Source organism: Tolypothrix campylonemoides VB511288_2 (assembly GCF_045999855.1).
In the GTDB taxonomy this organism is placed as follows: Bacteria; Cyanobacteriota; Cyanobacteriia; order Cyanobacteriales; family Nostocaceae; genus Scytonema; species Scytonema bouteillei_A.
On sequence record NZ_JBFPMW010000027.1, the window covers coordinates 1 to 21,076 of the forward strand.

21 protein-coding genes are annotated in these 21,076 nt (G+C 42.3%); 7 read left to right on the forward strand and 14 right to left on the reverse strand.

Going from position 1 to position 21,076, the window contains the following annotated elements:
- The coding region (locus tag AB0756_RS39795) for a hypothetical protein (protein WP_408104061.1) at positions 1 to 1,507 on the forward strand (1,507 nt) is incomplete at its 5' end.
- A gap of 182 nt (positions 1,508 to 1,689) precedes the next feature.
- Here the strand turns inward: AB0756_RS39795 and AB0756_RS39800 are convergent.
- From AB0756_RS39800 to AB0756_RS39840, 9 genes are all read right to left on the reverse strand, one after another.
- Positions 1,690 to 3,726 carry a hypothetical protein gene (locus AB0756_RS39800; protein WP_050045375.1) on the reverse strand — a complete coding sequence of 679 codons (2,037 nt, stop codon included), beginning with the start codon at positions 3,724 to 3,726 and terminating at the stop codon, positions 1,690 to 1,692.
- An 80-nt stretch (positions 3,727 to 3,806) separates the two neighbouring features.
- Positions 3,807 to 4,520, reverse strand: a complete 714-nt coding sequence (locus AB0756_RS39805; protein WP_038078653.1) for a hypothetical protein — start codon at positions 4,518 to 4,520, stop codon at positions 3,807 to 3,809.
- Between the two features lie 11 nt (positions 4,521 to 4,531).
- Positions 4,532 to 4,957, reverse strand: a complete 426-nt coding sequence (locus tag AB0756_RS39810; protein WP_038078655.1) for a hypothetical protein — start codon at positions 4,955 to 4,957, stop codon at positions 4,532 to 4,534.
- Positions 4,958 to 5,047: 90 nt separating this feature from the next.
- The gene (locus AB0756_RS39815; protein WP_137986164.1) at positions 5,048 to 5,398 is read right to left on the reverse strand and encodes a hypothetical protein; all 351 of its coding nucleotides are present in this window, start codon (positions 5,396 to 5,398) and stop codon (positions 5,048 to 5,050) included.
- Complete coding sequence (locus tag AB0756_RS39820) at positions 5,391 to 5,546, reverse strand: hypothetical protein (RefSeq protein WP_153021507.1); 156 nt, start codon at positions 5,544 to 5,546, stop codon at positions 5,391 to 5,393. Before AB0756_RS39820 ends, AB0756_RS39815 begins: the two co-directional genes overlap by 8 nt.
- Entirely contained in the window at positions 5,536 to 5,751 is a 216-nt protein-coding gene (locus AB0756_RS39825) for a hypothetical protein (protein ID WP_038078659.1), read from the reverse strand. The genes AB0756_RS39820 and AB0756_RS39825 overlap by 11 nt, the downstream gene beginning before the upstream one ends.
- Positions 5,738 to 5,923, reverse strand: a complete 186-nt coding sequence (locus AB0756_RS39830) for a hypothetical protein (RefSeq protein WP_038078662.1) — start codon at positions 5,921 to 5,923, stop codon at positions 5,738 to 5,740. Before AB0756_RS39830 ends, AB0756_RS39825 begins: the two co-directional genes overlap by 14 nt.
- Positions 5,924 to 5,926: 3 nt before the next feature.
- Entirely contained in the window at positions 5,927 to 6,466 is a 540-nt protein-coding gene (locus AB0756_RS39835) for a hypothetical protein (RefSeq protein ID WP_038078665.1), read from the reverse strand.
- Positions 6,463 to 7,440, reverse strand: coding sequence for an acetate and sugar kinases/Hsc70/actin family protein (locus AB0756_RS39840; RefSeq protein ID WP_038078669.1), 978 nt, complete (start codon positions 7,438 to 7,440; stop codon positions 6,463 to 6,465). Before AB0756_RS39840 ends, AB0756_RS39835 begins: the two co-directional genes overlap by 4 nt.
- Positions 7,441 to 7,923: 483 nt before the next feature.
- Between AB0756_RS39840 and AB0756_RS39845 the strand changes: the two genes are divergently transcribed.
- The 3 genes from AB0756_RS39845 (at position 7,924) to AB0756_RS39855 (ending at position 11,596) form a co-directional block, all read left to right on the forward strand.
- Complete coding sequence (locus AB0756_RS39845; RefSeq protein ID WP_038078671.1) at positions 7,924 to 8,286, forward strand: hypothetical protein; 363 nt, start codon at positions 7,924 to 7,926, stop codon at positions 8,284 to 8,286.
- A gap of 884 nt (positions 8,287 to 9,170) precedes the next feature.
- Positions 9,171 to 9,371 carry a hypothetical protein gene (locus AB0756_RS39850; protein WP_038078674.1) on the forward strand — a complete coding sequence of 67 codons (201 nt, stop codon included), beginning with the start codon at positions 9,171 to 9,173 and terminating at the stop codon, positions 9,369 to 9,371.
- On the forward strand, positions 9,371 to 11,596 hold the full coding sequence (locus tag AB0756_RS39855) for an AAA family ATPase (protein ID WP_038078675.1): 2,226 nt from the start codon (positions 9,371 to 9,373) through the stop codon (positions 11,594 to 11,596). Before AB0756_RS39850 ends, AB0756_RS39855 begins: the two co-directional genes overlap by 1 nt.
- A gap of 131 nt (positions 11,597 to 11,727) precedes the next feature.
- Here the strand turns inward: AB0756_RS39855 and AB0756_RS39860 are convergent, their stop codons facing one another.
- Together AB0756_RS39860 and AB0756_RS39865 are read right to left on the reverse strand one after the other, a co-directional pair.
- Positions 11,728 to 11,862 carry a hypothetical protein gene (locus AB0756_RS39860; protein ID WP_408019986.1) on the reverse strand — a complete coding sequence of 45 codons (135 nt, stop codon included), beginning with the start codon at positions 11,860 to 11,862 and terminating at the stop codon, positions 11,728 to 11,730.
- 28 nt (positions 11,863 to 11,890) lie between these two features.
- A complete protein-coding gene (locus AB0756_RS39865) occupies positions 11,891 to 13,876 on the reverse strand; it encodes a hypothetical protein (RefSeq protein WP_038078676.1) in 1,986 nt (661 codons plus the stop codon).
- Positions 13,877 to 14,287: 411 nt separating this feature from the next.
- On the opposite strand from AB0756_RS39865, the gene AB0756_RS39870 reads away from it, so the two are divergent.
- Positions 14,288 to 14,683 (forward strand): IS1/IS1595 family N-terminal zinc-binding domain-containing protein, encoded by a 396-nt coding sequence (locus AB0756_RS39870; protein ID WP_408019987.1) that lies wholly within the window; start codon positions 14,288 to 14,290, stop codon positions 14,681 to 14,683.
- A gap of 300 nt (positions 14,684 to 14,983) precedes the next feature.
- Here the strand turns inward: AB0756_RS39870 and AB0756_RS39875 are convergent, their stop codons facing one another.
- Positions 14,984 to 16,990 (reverse strand): pentapeptide repeat-containing protein, encoded by a 2,007-nt coding sequence (locus tag AB0756_RS39875; protein WP_050045379.1) that lies wholly within the window; start codon positions 16,988 to 16,990, stop codon positions 14,984 to 14,986.
- A 175-nt stretch (positions 16,991 to 17,165) separates the two neighbouring features.
- A complete protein-coding gene (locus AB0756_RS39880; protein ID WP_050045378.1) occupies positions 17,166 to 17,423 on the reverse strand; it encodes a site-specific integrase in 258 nt (85 codons plus the stop codon).
- On the opposite strand from AB0756_RS39880, the gene AB0756_RS39885 reads away from it, so the two are divergent.
- Positions 17,423 to 17,614: a ribbon-helix-helix domain-containing protein gene (locus AB0756_RS39885; protein WP_038078633.1), complete on the forward strand. Its 192-nt coding sequence runs from the start codon at positions 17,423 to 17,425 to the stop codon at positions 17,612 to 17,614. The two genes, AB0756_RS39880 and AB0756_RS39885, sit on opposite strands and share 1 nt — an antisense overlap.
- A 300-nt stretch (positions 17,615 to 17,914) precedes the next feature.
- Here the strand turns inward: AB0756_RS39885 and AB0756_RS39890 are convergent, their stop codons facing one another.
- Positions 17,915 to 20,368 carry an NACHT domain-containing protein gene (locus AB0756_RS39890; protein WP_408019988.1) on the reverse strand — a complete coding sequence of 818 codons (2,454 nt, stop codon included), beginning with the start codon at positions 20,366 to 20,368 and terminating at the stop codon, positions 17,915 to 17,917.
- Positions 20,369 to 20,478: 110 nt separating this feature from the next.
- On the opposite strand from AB0756_RS39890, the gene AB0756_RS39895 reads away from it, so the two are divergent.
- Entirely contained in the window at positions 20,479 to 20,994 is a 516-nt protein-coding gene (locus tag AB0756_RS39895; RefSeq protein ID WP_137986165.1) for a hypothetical protein, read from the forward strand.
- Positions 20,995 to 21,076 lie beyond the last annotated feature (82 nt).

The window sequence follows — 21,076 nt, forward strand, 5'->3', positions numbered from 1 at the left end:
ACCATATTCTAGCCCTCTTTCATACCTTCGGTTAGTAGATTGGATAAATCTTGCCCAACGTAATACTAGCCTTGGAAAACTAAAAATAATCATTAATACACCAACAAAATTTTTGATTGAATTAAAAACTCAGGATTTATCTGAAGCTTCTCCCATACTACGAGAAAATTTAGATTGGTTATTCCAAATTGGAAATAGTTCAATTAATCAGATTTCACTTAATCTTAATAACTATAGTTTTAAGGATATTGCTAAAATTGTTTCTAATATTTCTTCAAGTTTAGGATGTAAGTGGTCTAACGACTCTGAGATCTGTGAATTATTTGCTCAGATTGTCGAACAGTCATGCAACAGCTTCGACACTCTGCGACTGTTTTGCCTAGAAAGTAGAGATCTTGAGGTAAATGATAAGAAACTTTTAGATCTAGCTGAAAGGTATTTAGAGCGTTCCCTTGAGTTGTTTCAGGAAATCCAAGACTTAGATAGCAACATTAAAGTTTTTCTTATCGCAGTAATTATAGGCGAAATTTTCGTCCAGTTATCCAAAGACTATATGTATTATTCTAAAATATCTTTTGATGAACTTTGCCAATATCTTGGCATAACTAATCTATTACTCGAACAAAGTAAAAGTCAAAATTTACTATACTGGTTAAATTTTGATTTAAACAACAATTTAGATACTCAATCTTTCCCTCGTTTTAGGCATCCAGATATTAGGGCAGCATTTGATATTTGGTCTTTATCTGAAAATGGAAAGAAGATGATTAGTGAAATAATTTCTAGTTCTGTCTTCTTAAAAGTTTTTACAAATTCTAAGATTACAGCAATTATGCGGTGGGAAAGTATTTATTTACTCTGTCGTCTTGGGCATTTTTTAAATAATGAAATTTGTGAATACGTTGATGAAAAATGGTTTAGACTCTCTAAGACAGCGTTTGACTACCGAAATACTTTATGGGCAATTACAGATAATTTTATTTATATTAAAGACAGCTTATTTGAAAAATATGCAGTTGCAGCGCTAAAACGAATTCAAAATGAAGAACACTCACTAAGACGTAATTTTATATGGGAGATCATGAACAACTGGAGTTACATGAACGAAGAGATAAGGTATTTTGTCTTAAAATTGAATTGTCAAGAGAATAGAAAAGACGAGAAAATTATATTAAAGCCGCAGATGTCTGAGCATCACTTTATCGCTTTTTTAGGTGCATCTCTATGTAATTATCGAACAATCAATAAACTAGCAAATGATAATAAATCTCAAGCCTCAAAAGATTGTCTTGATTTTATCAATACATTCGTTTCTGAACTTTCTAAATCTAACAACATAGATAAAGCTCAATATAAAGGACACGAAGATGATGGTATTTTCAATGATAGAGGAGCGATGTATCCTGGAAGAGAGGTTCTTCAAAGAGTTCGTAAAATCGGACTTGAATATGGAGGTTTAGAGGAGAATCTGCAGATAGTTAAAAATATAGATGCGGCTCTAAGCTAGAAAGCGCTTAATCGATTTATTCAAGAAATCAAACGTCAAACGAATTGTTGACAGTTTTTAAGGGACTTGCAAAAAATAAAATATACATTTTTTTAAATAATAATCGCGGTCAACAAGTTGCACAATCAAAAAAGCCCCTAGTGTCAGCACCAGGGGCTTTACCATTCGTCATCAATTGTTAGTCATTGGTTGTTGGTATCTCGATCGCCCATTAATTCCCTGAACTCTGAAACAGCATTTCGGTAGGCGTCGTTATCTCCGGGTTTTGCACCCCACAAAGTTTTGATGATATTGGTTTGATTCATTTTCATTTCGTTTCGCAGTCGGTTAATCTCTTCTATTGCCTCGTTTCGGGCAAAGTTAAACCGGGTGAAACGTTTCGTGAAATGCTCGGGCTGATTGCCCACGTTATTGATTTCGGCAGGTTTCGTCATTTCGCTGTCCGGTTGAAATGTTTCGGCAAGTGCTGTATGCTCGCCCTCGGTCGTCTCCAGTTTGAAAAGTCGTTCTAACTGTTCTTTTGTATCAAGTTGAGGAAATGATGGATTGCGATCGCTGTCACTTGCTGGTTTATCAGAATCAATCGGCTTCACCAACTCTGGGAAGAAGGTAAGAAGTGTCCTTGCGGGGTCGGGTTGACCGTTACCGGGATGCTTGGAGGTTTTTAACCATTCTGGAATCGCACCCAAGGAACCATTTGCAATGGCAGTGCCAAAGTTGTCAGGATTCGCTTTGAAGTATTCGCCACTGGCAACATTCATTTTGCGTAGTCCGCCTGCATCTACAGGTTTGGCAACGCATCCAATGAAAGATACGCTTTGCTTGAAAGTATCGGCTAAACCGTTTGTGTTTTTGGCACCAACTACAGAACTTAGGTTGCTGCCGTGCAAGACGATGATTAATACAGCCCCCGTTTTAGCGAAACGAGAAAGTAAAAATTGTATCGCCCAAACTCGATCTGATTCTTCTACCAGTGACAGCAGACGCATTGCCTCATCAATTACCAAAATTAGGTTTTTGTGTGAGTACGGCTCCGACCCTTCCAACCCCTTGAGGAACAACAACAAGTCACGGGCAACATTTTCATCAGCAACATCAGCCGATTTATTTGGATACCTAAGAGCGCTGTGCAAGTTGCACGCAACCGGGTAAACATCAACGCCCGCTGTGAAATACTGCACGTTAAGTTTCGGGTCATAAGCTAAAGATAAAGTAGCCAAGATTGCAGCTAAAGTGCCTTTTCCCCCTCTCTGGGTTCCCGCGATCGCGACTACCTGCGAACTCATCACCTCATCAATTTTGAATCCACTTTTGATTAATGCGTTAGTCACGACTTCTGCCCGTTGTTGCAGCGGCATTGCTAGCGGCATTGCTAGCAAGGAGTCAAAGTTAGGTGCAGATGCAAATGTAGATATAGATGACTGCTGTTGTGATGTAGAACTTTTGGAAAAAACATCTTTGTTTTCTTCTGGCGCTGGCTCCAACGTTAGTTGTTCTTTTGAAAAAGCTAATCTTTGAGTTGGAGGTTTGGGCAACGAAACAAACTTGGGCGTGCTGATTGCTTCTTGAATGGCTGTTACCTCATCCACTTTCACCCTGCTGTCGATCGCGACATTCTCTAAGTGGTCGTCGAGTGATTGTTTGTCTGGAAGACTTCGCCCGGAGAATTTTTCAAAACAACCCAGCAACCAGCGATAAGCATAAAACCGTTTCCCCGGTTCAACAGAAGTCAAATAATCAATAACTGTCTCAAAGTAGTCGGAGTAAAGAAACACGTACTCTTGCGCGTCACGCCTCGGTAAAAACTTGATGGTATCAGCCAAATGATTGGCGTTATAGTTTTGCCTGTACTCAAAATCTCCAGCACGTGCGATCGCGTCTAAAAAATTTCCTCTTACCCAGGGCAGCGGTGCAATTTCTTTGGTGCGATTGTAATGATCCGCAACGAACCACAACCACGCAGCGCCTCCAACCATCCCTCCAACGAGCATAAAAGGATTGATTGCATAACAGACAGTGCCAACTCCTGCTGCAACCAAACCCAAAAGACGAGCTGTATCTCCTTCCGCCTCTGCCGACTGTGCTTGCTCCAATAATTGGTCCTTCCTCTCCTGCAACCATTCCGCTACTCTTCCTGCTTCCAAATAGCTCAAGCTTGGGTAAAAACTACGTAAATGCTCGGTTTCTCGCGTAGTGATTTTGGGAATATTATTAGACATGTGTTCAAAATGCTCCTAAAAAGAATCAATTTTTAAGTAACGCGTTAAGCGCACTGGAAACGAACCCAGTGCGCTGGCTTTTAATCTTTAGTCAATCGCCAAACTGCAAAACCAATTTCACCCGCCAGCATCGTACCGATGTTAAATAGAATGCATCCTAGAATCATCAGTGGTAGGGTGTAGGCGAATGGGTTACGAGCCGCAAATGTTGTTACCAGGTCAAAGACCCAGATTGCCAAACTGATAAAACCGGTCGTATTGCGATCGCGCAGACCTGCTGTTTTGTAGTCCTTCCAGAGATCCGATACGAGGTCAATCTTGCCACTGGGCTTGGCTTCCAAGTCATATAGCATATGGTCTTGAAGTTCTCTCCGTGCTGAGTCTGGGTTCTTTCCCCGCAAAGCGTATGCTTCTACTACCTGCAACCCTACTGCTATCAAGAAAGCCAGATAGAAGAAAGGATTAAACAATGTCAACGGGACGTTTGCCCAACTCCAACTTGGCTCAAACCAAGCAAAAAGCGGACGTTGTTGAAACACCGTTTGCCAGATGCTATCAGCTGATATTCCAGATCCAATCAAAAACAAAACGCCACCAACAACAGCCCGACCTGTACCGCCATTGCCAACGAATTGAGCAACGATCGCGGCGGCTAAACGAATTGGTAACCCAACAATCAAAACAGTCCACTTTGCGAGAAAATCAATGATTTGACCGATAGAGCGTTTTTTGGTTTGTTGTTCGGTACTGGTGCTACCGCTGCCGCTATTAGAACCGCCTTTTGCAAAAGTCATCTTTGATTCTCCTAACTAGGTCTGCCGTTGCAAGCTTTTTTGTATTGGTGTTTCCAAAACCACTGGTTGTTTTCAATCCTGCCCACACACACACCAGCGCTGTCATAGACATAGACAACTTCATCCGCACCCCATCCAGTCGTATCTGGTTTAGGGTCAAAGTTGGAGCTATCCAGGTATCGCCGAATTCTCAACTTTGTGGTGTTGGGTGCAATTCCCGAAAAGTACAACTGCTCGGAGGTCTTTGCTCTTTCTGTAATGCGCGAGCGTTGAAATTCTTCAGAGGTGCGTAAATTTTCAGCTTGCAAATAAGTTTCTGCTTTGAGTTTTTCTGCTTCTGCATACGCCCCAATTTTGGGAAATAGGGGAAGGATTACAGGCATGGCGCAGATTGCCACACCTGTAAAAGCTAGTCCGATTTGTTTTTTGTAAGCCATGTCCTTACAAACTAGGTTTTTGATTGCGATCGGCAAGAAAAGGCTTATCGCTTGCCAATCGGATAAGCCTAACCAAGAATTGGATTGCCATTAGCTGTAGTTGCTATTTTCAATTTGGTAAATCAAAGCCTTTGCTAAGTCGATTTGCTGGCGGAAACTAAGGGAGCTCATACGCTCGCCTGCCAACGACACGCAATCGTCAATTTCCGAAGGCTTGTAGTGTTCTGACTCCTCAGCAGTCATATGCCCGATAACATATGAAAGCAACCACATCTTTTCGGAGATATTGAGTTGCTCAAAGCGCGGTCCCCAACTTTCGAGCATCTGTTCTATTAACTGGGAGCCGTCTGAAATGTAGTCAGCGATCGGATAAGACATTTTAGAATTCCTGATATACAAACGTTTGTTGTGCGACCACATTGCTAAAATGTGGTCATGCACTTTTTTTCTCCTCAGCCTTAATTGCTTCTAGTTCGGCTTTGAACTCACTATGGAGTTTTTCGGCATAGGCATTTAAGATTTTGTAACTCTCAATTATTTCCAGCCGGAGTTCTGCCAGTGCTTGTCGTAACTGCGAGTTATTGTTCATTCAAACTTTCAAGTCGTTTGTTGATATTGATTTCTTCCCATAACTCTTTCTCCACGGTAGCCTGGAGAAGGCTTTTCACCTTGCCGGTCGTGGTCTGGAAAATAAATCGCTTCCTTCCGTTGTTTTCTGCAATGCGCTTAAAGCAAATGGTACTTCCGTGAAATTTATAAGTTTGTCCAATTTCTAGGCGCTTAACTGCAAACATTATTTTTACCTCTGCTTCCTTTAAGATTTTCAACTAGGCGATCGCCATAATTGATCAACAAGATTGTGAAAAGCTGGGAACAATTGGCTATGCCTGTTTGTTCCAAAATTTGTTCTGCAAACGGTTCGTGTTTTGCATCGAGTACAATGCGTCGTTGTTGTTTTCTAGGCATCGATTAACCCCTCTTAAGTGCTAGTAGTGATGCTTTGGCATCGAATTTAGATTTTGCTGAAGGCATTTCTTCCCCAGGATTTTCAACCACGACCGTTGTTGGTGTAGGTTCAATCACAGACGGCGATTGTTTTACCTTTTTTGGTGCCTTCTTTACTCGTGTTGGTGGTAGTTGTGAAGTTCGTTGCGTCAGTTGCGGCGGTAACGGCGTCAATTTTGGCGTTGTGTGCGCTGATGACGATATCAACAAAGGAGATTCAGCAGCGCACAGCCATTGGATTAAAGTCGATCGCGCAACATCCGCGATCGAACAACCTGCTAACTGCGCCATGTTTGAGAAATGCATTACATGACGCACTTTTAGTGTCACTTTTATACCCTTATCCAAAGCGAATGGAGAAAGATTGGGACAAGCTACACCCCAACGATTTACGCAAATATCAAACACAGTCGCTAGAGTTTCAGTTGCTGTGTCATGATTCCAAAAATACTGGAGGGCTTTTAATCTCGCCCCCAGTTGTGCATTCAGATTTAAGTCCGTCATGCCACGGCTACCAAGTGTGGTGTTTTTGAGAAGTGGATTAGAGCATTAATGTTGGCGTATTGGGGATTTTCTAAAACCGTTTGTCCGGTTTGAGTCAAACGGTCTTGTATTAATTCCGCGCCACCGCCACACCAAATAATTTGCGTCACTTCATCGAGATGTTCCTCGACATCGGACAGGACTCGCGTCAACAACGCATCAAACCACGTGTCAACACAGTCGTCAAAAACTTCAGCAAAACTATAGTCTGGACGATTCCCAATGTAAGTCTTGCTTTCTGTGATAGCGTCCAAAATTTTGGAGGTATCAACAGCTTTCCTAAAGGATTTAACAACATCAGTGTTAGATATCGCCTTAGCTAGTGCAATCCCGCCACTGTTTGGATAGGATTTGTAAAATCTGGTGTTGAAAATGTCATCATCGTAGGCGCAAACAGTAGCGTTAAAGGTTCCACCACCTATATCGACGCACAAACAAACATCGTTGGGGGCTATAGCACCACTTTCAAAAGCAAACTTGGCAGCGGATTTCGTTTCTTCGTAGAAATTTACGCTTGTAAAGTTTGCGATCACATCCCGACCATTGACGCAAAATTCATGAGTTCCAACAATTGCAGATCGTAAAAGCTTTTCTGATGTTTCGTCTCGTCTAGGCACTAACAGCTTGACTTCACCCTCAAAATCTTGTGGAGTTGCTGCTAGCAACAAAGGTAACGCGATATCAGATCGAGATTTACCAGCTTCTGCTGCCGACAAATGCCCGTGAAACAAGCCCGCTTGTCTTCCCAATTTGTAGTGTTTGTGATTGACCACTACTAAGGGGTTTAATGCGTTGTGAACTCCCTCTCTCACTTCTGAGTTGTGGGTAACGTTGAGGACAAGCGATCGCATTTTCAGAATTGGGCTGGCAGTGCGTCCTGTGACAGTGCTGATTAGGGTGCTGTAGTTGCCGATATCGCAGCAAATTGTGTGCATGGTTTATCCCTCTAGAACTGGTAGCAGCCGCATCTATATAGACAAGGCTGTTGCTAATCAAGAGAAGAAACCTCACTACCGCCAGCAGTTGTCCACGTCTAGGATGTCGTTTCTATCCGTTCCCCCCGTATTCTGCTGGGATTTCTTTCGATGTGAGGGGATGAAATTTTCATGGTTCAGGGAGCGATGAGAAGCCCATCGCTTTTGTATTTGCAACTATCAAAAAATGAAGAATTTTGGTTGTAGGCGCTATAAGCATTGCAATCATATTAGATAGCGCTGTGCGCTTTACAGATTGCTTTAGTCGTTTTGCGTCACACCTGCTATAGTAGTGTCTAGTCTCATCTAGTGTCAACGGGTAGTATCTGTGGTTTACAGAACTTTACAATTGCTATGTCGCAAGTTGACGGGGTATAAGCTGGATACAGGCAGGTGACACTAGATGAGAGCATGGCAAAATCAAGAAAAGGTAGACCGAGAGTAATGTTTATTTGTGATCAAGACCTTAAAGAATACTTGGAGGGGTGGGCGGCGGCGGAAGGACGGACAGTTAGCAACATATTAGAAAGATGTGCGGTTGCGATTCGCCGCGATCGCGAAAAAGGGTTAATCCCTTCATCTCCCAATCCTGGAGAGGGCATTACCTCACATCTTGCAGGTATCACATCTGAAGAATTAGCTCAAATCAAGAAGTTTTTTGACTTGTTGTCTAGTGATCGCGAGAGGAGTAACGTTTCTTTTTCCCTGCTAAGTCGAATACTTGACATTGAGCCAGAGAAGCTACATGCACTATATGAATTAATCGAGAAATACCGCAAGGAAGTACCAACAGAAAAGCCAAATTAAAAATATAGCTGAACTAGTAAAGCAAAATTCTCAAAAGCTTTTAGATATGGGCTGTATCAAAACCGAACGATTAGAGGTACTACTTAGGGAAGAAAAACCTAATGCTTCGGATTTGGCTAAGGTAGCTCACAACTTAGATTTAGATGAAGAGTATGTAATCGAGCTAAGAGATAAAAGCTTTCCGCCTAATCCATACAAAAAGAAGGAGCAATCTAATGGAACCCCTTAGTTTTTTGGGTACTGACTTTCAATTAATGATGGGAAGGGAAACGTTGACCATCCAAGCTACTAAAGCACACAGCACCATCTTGGGTGTAGACATATGCTAGAAGTTCATAACCAAGATTTCAGTATTGGAGTTTTATTGGAGATCTCCTTCAACCCAAGACGGTGATGGGACTTATAACATTCAATCACCAAACTTAAAGGACATAAAGGAATCCTATCGTACCACTTTACAACCACTTTCTATCTGCGTCGTTGCGACGCAGATAAAAATCTTAATTGATCTAAAGTAGATATTGGTAGCTTTTAGACGTAATCTTATGATTAGTTCTTTTCCATTAGGGGGTAGTCCCAACTTTACATAGAACCTTAGTACATCGGAGACTAAAAAAAGAGCCTCTGCCTCTAGGCTCTTACGGCACCTTTAGCAGAAGCGAACAAAACAACAAAAAAATATTTATAACCTCATCATACTACTGCCAAAAGTAGAATTGTCCTAAAAAGGACAAGAATGCTGACATTACAGTAGCAATGCATACATATAATCAGGTTATTTTTACTGATTATTTTTACGAGGTTTGAAATGTTTTGAGCTTTTGACAAATTAGGGGTGTAAACAAAAAAGAAAGAGGCGGATTTTCACCTATAAGGACGAAAAAATGCGTTTCAAAAAAACCGCCAAAGACATTGTGCTCTACTTCCTCAGCCAATTTGTTGAAAATCTGGAAGGCGATCGCCCACGTTTCGCTGCATCGCCCCGGTTTGAAAATTTTTTGAATGCGATAGCTTCGCTCCTGCCCTATGGGCAGATCGCTACCAGCGGACGTAACGCCATCGCGAATAAAGGGGGTGTGTGGTAATGGTTGTAGCAGTTAGTACTACTCCCCAGGTAAACCGTACTCGAACAGCAGTGCCCATCCTCTGGGTAAAAGACATAATTGAAGCTCAATGTTTGAATAAATATTTCCACTTAGCAGAATACAAAGACGTATCTAGCGACATTCCCGATGGCTATCACTACATACTTGTAGAGAAGGGAACTCCAGAGGCAGTGATTAAAGCTGTGGCGTGGCATATTCGGGCTGCCGGGTATGAAGCAAGGGTATATAGTCTAGCCACCTGCTATCAACTGGCAAATATAGCAGGCAATATGACGGCAGCGGCAGAGCTAATGAAGCTAATTATTGAATTTTCTCTTAGCTACAAAGATTGGGCAGAAAGGAACAATGAGAATCTACTAACTTTACAAGAAGCATCTGATGTGGCGTATACCGCGATCGCACTACTAAGCGATCCGCAAAGGTCAATAGAACTGGGTACACTCAGAACAAGGTGTAAAGAAAGTTCTTATGACTGGAATAAGCTGATGAGCAAGCTTGAAGAAGAATTTAGGCGGGAAGTTGCGCGAAGGCAAGGTAAAGACCTGCCAACAAGCAAAGCTGAACTGTTGAAACTGGAGTTGCTTGCACTTCTTAAAGAAGAAGATCCAATTGCTAGGACGTTCAAGCGCAACGAGCTTTGTGGCAAATTTTCGATATCTGGCAGGGATATAGACCAATTACTAAGCACCTTAGAAACAGCTAACCGCACTCCAAAAGCCAAGAGATTTGGAGCATCGGAATTTCGCGCTCTTGAGCCAGAGGGGTTGACGTGGCTGATACCCGGTTTACTGCCTTCTAAGGGGCTAACGGTACTGGGTGGTTCCCCTGGGGTAGGTAAAACAACGCTGGCTTATGACGCAGCTGCTGCCGTCTTATTTGGGGAATCATTTCTAGGGGAAGCTCCCACTACTACGGGTTCGGTGTTGTTTGTTGCTTCTGATGAATTGCCCGCATTTGTTCAAGACAAAATGGTTAATCGTGGGATTTTTGGCAGTGATGCGTGGTCCGTATTGCTTGACTGGGATATCAGCCAAATGAATGCCCTAGAGGAATCGATCGCTGATACCCGTCCCGCTTTAGTAGTAATTGATAGCTTTGCGTCGATCCACAAAGACGCCACTTTTGACGAAAATTCCGCACAGGCAAGGCGGTCAATAGTAGCCCTAGAAGCATTGTTAAATCGCTACAACGCTGCCGGACTGTTGATTCACCATACTACAAAATCCAAAGAGCAGACAGGGGTAGGCAAGCTTAGGGGTAGTACTGCTATTGCCGCAGCTGCAAGCGTTGTTTGGCTGTTAGAGGGTGATGGGAAATCTGAGGTAAGAAGTTTCACTACACCCAAAATCAGAGGTGCATCACCCCTGACCTTGCAATTAACCCTTGATGCCCCCAATGGTCGTTGGGAAGCGATCTCAGGTGACTCTGAAGAAGGAACCCACAAAACTATCGGCGATCGCATCATTGAGTTTTTCAACTCAGATCCCGATAAAAGGTTTAGCGCAGAAGAAATTATCTCAGCCGTGGGCTATGGTAAGCAATCGGTTTATAAAGCGCTGGATCGACTTGTTCAAAGGGGTATTGCCTTTAAGCGTCCTTGTAAAATTGATACAAGACGTAAGGTCTACGGGCTAGTTCACGGTCAGACACCCCCCCCCTCCCCTCCCCTACCACTAAAAATGTCTACTAAAATCTCTGAAACCATTACTGTAGAAGAATTAGGGTCTAGTAGACAGATAGTAGACAATTATTCGACAGATAGTAGACAGTCTACTGAACCCATGTCTAATGAAAACGCCAAAACCATTAATGGATATAGCGTTCAGGAGATATTAGACAACTCAAGCCCACAAGAGAGGGGGGGGGGAGGCGAACCACCTGGGTGCAATGAATCGCAAGATACAAGTACAGTTTCTCCTACTGAGATAAAGGCTCGCTCTGAAGAGAAAGAGAACTATTTACAATTCCAAGCACAGCCCCAGCCGGACCAACAGGACGAAGCAATCTCTTTACTGATGGTTGAGGAAACAGGAGGCGACATAGCCCCGTTTGTTGGCTGTCAGATTGAGGTGCGTAGCCAGTTAACAGGCGAGGTCAAATTCAGTGGAGAGATGACCAGTTACAACAGCAAGAACGGCTTTATAACTGTTGCAACACCAGACGGCGATCGCATAGCGTCCTTCAAGGAAGCAATTGTGATATAATGCTCCTAAAAAAACTCTCCGCTGCCGATTTTCGCAGGCATGACCTGCGGCGGATTCATTCGCTTTCGTTTGGTTTGCGGTTGGGTGACTGGGGAGCGATAGCTTCGCTCCTTGCAGATCGCGCTCCCAACTCAGTTTTCCTTCTGCTCTAGCATGTGCTGCAACACCTCAAACAGCCATAGCAAATCCTTTCGCGGAAGCCAGCCTAATTTGGTATAGCGATCGTGGATTTCTTGAAAGTGGCGGTATGTTTCGTTGTCGGTCATGTTTTCAAGCAACTCTATTGTTAATTAATTATTTATCTAACCCCATTGCCGCCTTCTGTTCGGGAGTGAGGATAGATAAAAGTTTTTCCAGGCGTTCCTTATCTTTCTGCAAGAATTCCACATCTGCCCTCAAGTTACTATTCCCAAACCTAGTTACTTTAGACAGTGATTCGCCATTTATGAAAGTGTCAACAAGTATCTCCATTTCTTCGTTTATGGGGCGGCTCTTTTGCTGAGAACCACGCTCATCATAAATTTGACGTAACACTTGGGGACTGTGAGCCATCGCATAAGCCAGTGACTCAATCCGGTCTTCTGTATAGCCATTATCTAAAAACCAAGTAGCATAAATATTCCTCAGAAGATGAGGGGTTAAAAGCTGTCCGGTTAGCCTATGAGCAGCCGCTCGAATTACATATGCAAAATCCTTCATGGTTAAAGGACAGCCTTTTTTTGACTGCACAAAGAAAAAGTTGTGGCTGGGGTTAAATTCCATTCGTAAATTGTGCCATTGTCCGTTTTTGAGCGCCACCTGACTGCTTACTACTTGCCCCCCACTCACCCAATTTCCTTTTGGATCTCGGAAATAACCATACAAGAACCCTTCCAAGTAATCATAGAAACACTTACCGTCTTGTTTAAAAACGACATTAGGAATTTCAAGCTTTTGATGCCCGTATGTGTCCCCAGTTTTGTAACTTTCTGGTGTTGTATCTTTGTACCACTTACCGTCCACATCCTTGTATAAGTAGCCGTGAGAATTATCTTTATCTCTATTTTCAGGCAGAGGATGTATGAACTGTTTTGAAGCAAGTATGTTTGGCTTATTTGTCAGCAAGCAACTTAGACCTACCTTTACTTCTCGCCACTCTTGCTGTCTCCTGGGAGGAATAAATGTTAAAAAGCCTAACATCAAAAAGCGTTGAAAACTAGCGGCAATGGCATTATCAGTACGAACTCCGTGATTATTAACCCTGTAAGCGCATTCTAGTCGAAGCGGCTCAACTATCTTCGTGAATACTTCGGGCATATTCAGCCATTTGGCACTATTGTCTACTACTGGTTTTTGTGTTTTTTGTTTTTCCCGAATTTCATTCAAGTGTCTGCGAATTACCTCCATTGCAGGGATATCTCTAAGTTCTTTATCATTTGACTCGGAGTAATATTGGAACTTTATTAGAACATTAATTGGTGCAATGCCAGACATCAAACCATTAGCACTAGCACCTCGCTCAACTTCAAGAAAGTCAAGGAACTCACAAATCCATTCATCTAAATACGTTGCTGCTTCTTCTGCTTTAGCTTTAGCTTCTTCTTGATTTTTGGCTCGTTTGATCTGAACCTTGGGGACTAACTTATTGAGAGAAAGATCGCTAATAGATCCCACCCTTCCAGCCTTCACAAACCATCCCAGAATTCTGTACAAAATTTTTATGTAATCTTTCGCTACACTTGGCTTTAATGGTTCAATTGGTCGCCCTGGATAACGAGTCTTAGTCATGAAGTCATGAAATTTTTCGATCTCAGCTTTGAGTTCTGCTGATGCTTCCTCACGTTTTAATCCATAGTTGGGTAACCTATCTTTAGTCGTAACTCGCTTAGCAGCACTTCTACCATGTCCATGAAAAATTCTAGGGGCATGGTTCTTTTTGGCTTTTTTACCTTTATACAACCAGCCTTGCTGTTTTAGCCAATCTGTAAAATCTTTGAGCTTGGAGCGGTAGGTATAGCGCTGTGAGTCAGTTGCTCCAACAGCTTCAAACACTTTTTCTTGAGTATCTAAAGCATTAGCAAGCTTTTTTACAGGCGTGCTATCTAACACTTGAGCCAAGACAGCTTTTTCTGCGTTTGTTGGCTTGCGACCTTTAGGAGTAGGATGTCCCCAAGCGGGTAGGGTATATCGGGAAAGTGAGGTTACAGTTAGGTTGTAAATATCCTTTGCACTCTTCGGCTTGACCTTATACAGATGCTCGCGGTAGAGGTGTAAGGCTTCAGAAATTGTTTGTGGCTCCATACTGAGATACGGCAAATAAATAAATGGCTGATTTTTTCAAACTCGTTATTAGCTAATAATAACTAGCTAAATTTCTCTAAAACAATATTACTATTTTTAGAAACAACACACAATACTTATTAGATTTTTCCTTGTAAATTTCGGAAAGGTCAAAATTCCGCAACTGAAAAGTATTTTTTTAAAAAAAGGCTATAACTATTGTCTAGCCTGGTTTTCTGTTGTCTTTAATTCCTCGAATCTGATAAATAAAATTTTTATTCTTATTAGGTTAAAGGAATTATTTACTAGCTAGATTTAGGGATATAAATCATAATAAAGTCCTGCCAACACCTATTGTTGTCGAATCACCAACTCAAATTTTGTTTCTGTGTTGGTGGATAATCAAAGTAATAATCTTAAGTTGAAAACCTGGTGACGCAGAAAATTACTTGCCCAAATCCTGATTGCAACTATCACTTCCAGGAATCCAGCCAAATTATCCGGCACGGCAAAGACCGTCATGGAAACCAACGGTGGTTGTGCAAACATTGCAATCGAACATTTGTACATATCCCAGATGTCCCGCCGCCGTCTTGGCAGCGAAAGAAAGCTCGGAAGGGACTCAAGAGCAAGCGAGGGCAGCCAGAAATTTACGATGAAGTGAAAACAAAGCAGACCCTCTCTCTTACACCTACAGCAGTCCAAGGGTTAGACAAGATCGCAGAATCACTGGACATTAGCCGCTCAGAACTTGTGGAGCGAATTGGGAGAGGCATCATTTCACTTACAGTCGATGCCAAAATTCAGGACAATTGCCCTGAAACCTAAATTAGTAGAACCGTTCTCGTCTATTAGGAAATTCTTGTACACCTTCAATTAATGTTGTAAATCTTTAAGCAAAAGTGCCATTTTTTCAAAGGTAATTGTAATATCGGTTCAGAGTTATTCTCTGATAAAGTTTTCGGCAATCGCCGTGTCCTTACCTTAGATGCCACCAGGCGTTGAGCACCGACAGAGCGATCGCTTGCCCAACAAACCGCTTTGCAGAATGTTTCACAGCCTTTGGGGGCGAAGTTATTGTTGTATCACTTAATTTTGAGCGCAAAAGCAGGCACCCTACTGAGACCCTCAAGAATGCTTCTTCTTCAGCACGGGAGTCAAATGTTCTGTGAATCCAGCCAATTCAACAGCATTACAACCAAATTCGTAAGCAAACTCAATGGATTCTCCAGCCCCCAAAGCAGCATAAAAACCAACGGCAAATTCAATGCTCGCTCGATCGCCAATCTCTTTGTCCATGCCAATAACGTAGGGGATATGTTTAACAATTGCTTCTGCTTGAACTTCCGAGTAACAGGCATTGAGGACAACACATTCAACATTATTTGTAAACAACTTGAACAATTTAGCCAGCGCCTGTGTGTCTACCAATCGCACGTTTCCTGTTTCGTCTTCAAGTGCTAGACCATCATCAAGAGAACCATGACCGCTAAAGTGAACGATTTGTGGTTTAAAATCGAGTAGCGCTTGGGACACATCACGCACGCGTACAGCCCACCGTTGCTTGAGATCAAATTGTTCTCTTTTCTTAGCACGTTGCAATCCTATCTCAATTTGTCGGTTTTCTTCATCTAGTCGTAAACGCGAGGTGGTATTTGGGTTAGCTGCTAAAAAGAGAATTGTTCTCACTTCGTGGATTTCAGAGCCTTCTAGCGCTGTTTGTACCATATTCTCTAAACGACGAATTCTGCTATCTTTCTCTTTCTCTGCTAAAAGTAATCTCAATTCTTGCTCTGGTAAGCCCTTGAGTTGATTATAAGTCTCAAAATATTCAGCGCTGAGTTCTGACTTATCAGTTTGAGGTGCAGTTTTTGCTTTGATTAAAAATTTGTCTTCTCCTCTCACTTCCATCCCCACAATTCGTAGTTCTGCTTCTGGATGATTCTCAGTTAACTGCTTAAATGAAATCGCGATCGCACGGGGGTCAACGCCTTGATTGTGGTAAAGGTCGAGGGTGTCAAAAATGGGTTTGATAAAATCTCCAAACTCCCCATCGCCAAACACCTCTTTATTATTATCCGGTTTACGCATGGGGTCGGGATTTTCTTTAGTGGGTAATCGCATATAGACGTATTGACACTGCACTCCATCAAACTTGGTATCGCTGGTGATGTTCCAATCTTGAATATATGCCCCAGTGAGAGTAGCGCCTGTAAAATCGGTTCCGTCTAATTGAGTTTGCTGTAGCTTTGCTCTGGATAAATCAGCATCTTGTAAGTTAGCTCCACTTAAATCCGCACCTATAAAACTGGCATCTACTAGGTGAGCATTTTTAAAATTGACCCCTCGTAAGTCTATTCTGTCAAAATTCTTATCCGTTCCAAGTCCAGTAACCAGTACTTGGCATATCTGTAACTTCTGAAGGTAGGTTGAACCAGGTCTAACACGGTCGAGTTTCTTGGTTTTGTGGAAGCTTGTACGAGTTAGAATAGCTTTTCTAAAATCCGTACTTTTGAGTGTAGCTTCTGTAAAATTAGCATCGGTTAAATCTGCACTGCGGAAGCTTGTTCCTTTAAAAGCTGCAAAAGCGATCGCGATGTCGCGAATAAGGGCATACTTTGGGTCTCCTTTAAGCGATCGCCTACTAATATAAATACTTAGCAATACGAAGGCTCCGGCGAAGGCGAAGGCGAAGGCGACGGCTCCGGCGAAGGCGAAGGCGAAGGCGAAGGCGACGGCTCCGGCGAAGGCGAAGGCGAAGGCGACGGCTCCGGCGATGACTGAATTTACCCCTTGGCGAATTATAACTATAAAGACAACAATGACTGCTATCAAAGCAGCCCAACCTGAAACTCGATTTTCTAAACTTGAACTCTCAAATATATAACTTATTAGCGATCCAACAAAAGCCGATAAAAATCCTGCCAATCCAGATATTAACCACGAAACAAGCACCAAGAACGCTGCCCACCGCTTTTGCAAACCAGCTTTAGCATGACTAAAGTTTGCACCTCTAAGGATAGCACCAGTAAAATCAGCGCTTCGGATATCTGCATAGCTAAAGTTCGCCCCTACAAGGTCAAGACCTTTAAAATTTCGCCCTCTAAGATTTTGTCCTGAGTAGTCTATTGGCATGGCTAGGTAAGGAGAATAACTACATTTACATTTTTGATACAGACTCTATACCACATTTATTTACGCAAACAACCCCTACATTATTATTAGGAATAAGCGCAAAGAACTTATGTATTGAAAGTCAAGGCTTGCCGACAAAGTGCCAGTGGTAGGGTGGCGATTGACCCAAGAGCGATTATTTTCTAAGAACGTAACCAGTCCCTTTACTGGCAGCCATTTTGATGTAGCGGTTGGTCATCGTGGCAGGGGTATGCCCCAACTGTCGCATAAGGTCAGTATCAGACGCGCCGTTGACCTTGGCATTAGTGGCGTGCGAATGACGTAGGAAGTGGGGTGAGAACTTAATCCCCTTCTTGTCCCCTATCTCTTTTAGGAGAGTGCGGACATAGCGATCGCTGATGGGAATGTTTATCCAGGATTCTTTTTTTGGCAATGTCTTCCTCAATAAATATCCTGTACCGCCAAGTCGCTAGGGGAAGAGGACGATCGCAGCACCTGCTCGATCCTACAGTTGCTATCCAACTAAAACGGCTGGCAGCGGAAAACGAAACAACAGTGCAGGCGTTGCTGGGGGAAGCATTGAATTTATTGTTTGAAAAATATGGAGAAAAGCCGATCGCTTAGTTGCGGGAGCGTATGCTTATGTGTTTTACCCGTTCTTCTAATTCCTGAAGACGGTTGGTAATGCCGTCTAAACGTTCTTGAATTTCTATACTTGAATTTATACCCAAAACAACATTAAGAGGTTGAGCCGCGTATCTCGGCTCAATGCCTCGTTGGTCTTACTTCAAAAACCTCACCAATTCTGAGGGGCGATCGCTATTGCACAAGAAAAAGCTTTGTAAGTATGTATGGCTTCTCGAAAATCAATCTTGTGCGATAGCTTCGCTCCTGCCTTTCGGGCAGATCGCAACTAGTATGGATTTACGCACTAGGAGCCAACAACATCCGCTTTTCAATCAATTCCCAGGTTGTGGGCGATACCCGCATAGATGCTTGTTTACATTGAATGAGCAGGTGATTAGCGTAGAGATAATTTTCTAGTGCTTTTGCCTCTTCTAGGGATAAATTAATTATGTCTGGGCTGAGATTAAAAGCATTGAATAAAGTTTGTTGGAGGTGCTGAAGAAATGTCTCATGCACTTTTAGCGGTTGCTTTTTATCGGGAATTTTGGTTTTCAATTTGTTAAGTTTGTCAATTATTGTAGTAAAATTAACGTTATTAAAGATTGTTAATTCTTCAAGTTTACGAGTGTATATAGTAGCTTTGGCGATGGCTTCGGCGTAGACGTAGGCGATGGCATCGGTGTTGGCAATGGCATCGGTGTTGGCGTTGGCGTTGGCGTTGGCGTTGGCGATGGTGTTGGCGATGGTGATGGCTTCGGCGTAGGCTTCGGCTTCGGCGTTGGCGTTGGCATCGGTGTTGGCAATGGCGTTGGCAATGGCGTAAGAGGCGATGGTGTTGGCGATGGCGATGGCGTTGGCATCGGCGTAGGTGATGGCTTCGAGTTCGGCGTAGGCTTCGGCTTCGGCGTAGGCGTTGGTGATGGTGATAGCGTTGGCGTAGGCGATAGCGTAGGTGCTCGCGATCGCAATTGCGCGTTTAGTCACAGATTTTAAATCCCCAGTAGATCCAGTTGTTGCCTGTTCTGCCCAGTTTAATAAAGCTTGTAACTTCGGCGTGTTGATGATGTACTCTTGGGATTTCTTTTCCATCAACAACAACAAATCATCTGCGCCATGACGCATTAAACCAGAAACGAGTAAAAACACTTCCTTCCAACGTTTATTTATCAGGTGTTCGGTAATTAATTTCTCAATTAGGCGATGGTCATAAATATATTGTGCTGTTAAATATTCTTGTAGTGTCAGATGAGAGAAAGAAAATATATTCTCTGCTCGTTCTACCAAAATCCCTTGTTGAATAGCGATTGCATTCAAAACTGCTTCACCATTTAATTGTTGAGGTGCATTCAAATTACTTGCTAAAAATTCTTTGATTTGTTCAACAATATCACGTTGAGAAAAGAAGAGCCTATCAGAGTTAAAACCTTTATACGCAATCTCCGATAGCAAGGTTTCTTCTAGTTCTGTGTGCAGACCTTGATAAATTTCATCTCGAAGAATTCGCTTTTCTGATGCCCATTCTTCTAGCAATATCCGCAGTGCCTTACTGTAAAGAAAACTCCGATTATTGGGAAAGTTTTGGGAACGGTCGTATACTAAACAGAGAAATGTCAGCAATAAAGGTGTGTGGGCTAACTCTTTAGCAGCGGAATTTTCTATTTTTTGTAGTAACTCCCAACATTTCTCTCCTGTCTTTGCTTGTTTATCTGCTTCTGAATGAAACCAATTATAAATAAATTGCCGAATTTGGTCATCATCAAAATCTGCCATTCCTACGTCGCTAAAGTAGCTGAACCTACTGCGGTAAGCCGCAGTGCGACACGAGGCAATAAAGCGATTTTTATTGTATTTAATAACAAACTTTTCAATTCTATCAATAACATCATTTAAGTTTTTGGTCGGGACTTCATCTAATCCATCTAGCAGAATAAGTAATTTCCCTTCTTTTAATGCTCTGTCTGTAAATTCATCGGCTGATGGAAAGTCGCAAAGACGAAACTCTTCAGCAATAATTTTTTCAATATCAATATGACTAGATGTAAAGGTTTTTAATTCAATAAAAACTGGGATACAGGTGTGTTCAAATTTCCCTTCTTTACCTTTGAGTGCTTCTAGTCCCATCTTTCTCAGAAATGTGGACTTGCCAGCCCCAGGACCACCAAGCACCATCAGATATTGCTTATCATTAGCAACTTTAATTCCTTCTTGTTTACCTTTCTGTTGAGATTGAAACCTGCGATTACTAGCTTGGCGATAGAAATTTTCTAAATTTTCAAGAGATTCAAAACTACGGATAGCTTCATCATTTAAAAATTGAACGGCTGTGTAGACCGATTCCAGTTTTACTGGTTCACGCATTCCCAAAACTTTGAGAATGCCGTACCGTTTCTTGTAGTAAGGTATTACCTTTTCTCTTACCTCTTGCACCAGAGCATCTATATTACTAATTGGGCTGACTGGTTTTGCTGAAGGTGCGGGGTTTTCTTCGGTATAGTACAAATTACGTCGGTATCGCTCTAATACGTCTCGACAATTATTTTTTGTAACCTTTTCACCTAATACTTCTGAAAGGAGTTTCCATAATTTTGAACTTTCAGTTTTGAGGGTGGATTCACTGTAACCAATAATTTGTTGATATGTTTTCCCTTCTAAGGAGCCTTGAAGAACCGCCTTGTGTACGTTGGTTAAACGTCTTCTTGTACTATTAAATACCGCATCATCAGCAACTTTCAAGGCATCCTGTGAATCCATAGTCAACTAAGCTTGAGTTTAGCAATCTAACTATCCCTGATTCTACCTGACTTTTTTCCTACTCTTGGCTGACTTTACGCTTGCCACAAGGATTGGGAGCGATTGACATAATGATGACATACAAAAACCGCTCATCAACCTTACGCGAGCGGTTTGAAAAATCAACGTACACGGAAAGTCAGCTAATGTCTAATAAACAGCAAACCTCCCGCAACTCCCATCATAAGCCAAGTCCTGCATCTACACCCAAGTTTAGAAGGACAGGTCAATTTGGTATTTCTTCTGAGCAACAGTTTATGCAATTGTTGCAGCATTTGGTAGCTACTACCAGTAAAGAAACTAGTAACAATGTAGCTTTAGTAGCGATCGCGGCTATGTTCTTTGGGTTTGCGGTGCTTGTCATAAGACCAGATCAACCTCCAGTGAACCAGATGCCGCTAAACCTTCAAAACAGTTCAACTACCACAGTTACCACCAGGCAGCAGCAAACTCAATCCCAAAGCTACAATCCACATAAGGCACAACAAATGATTGAAGAAGATCCACCTTCAGGATCGCGAGATAAAAAGTCACTCTCCCGAGGGATTTCCAGAGTTTCAATTTCATCAGAATACCTCAAAAAGTGACCCGTATTGATATACCGCGTGTCCAGCTCGTTCAGTTGGATCGCAACTCTATCTGCGGCTTTAGCCGCAGATACATTTCTTG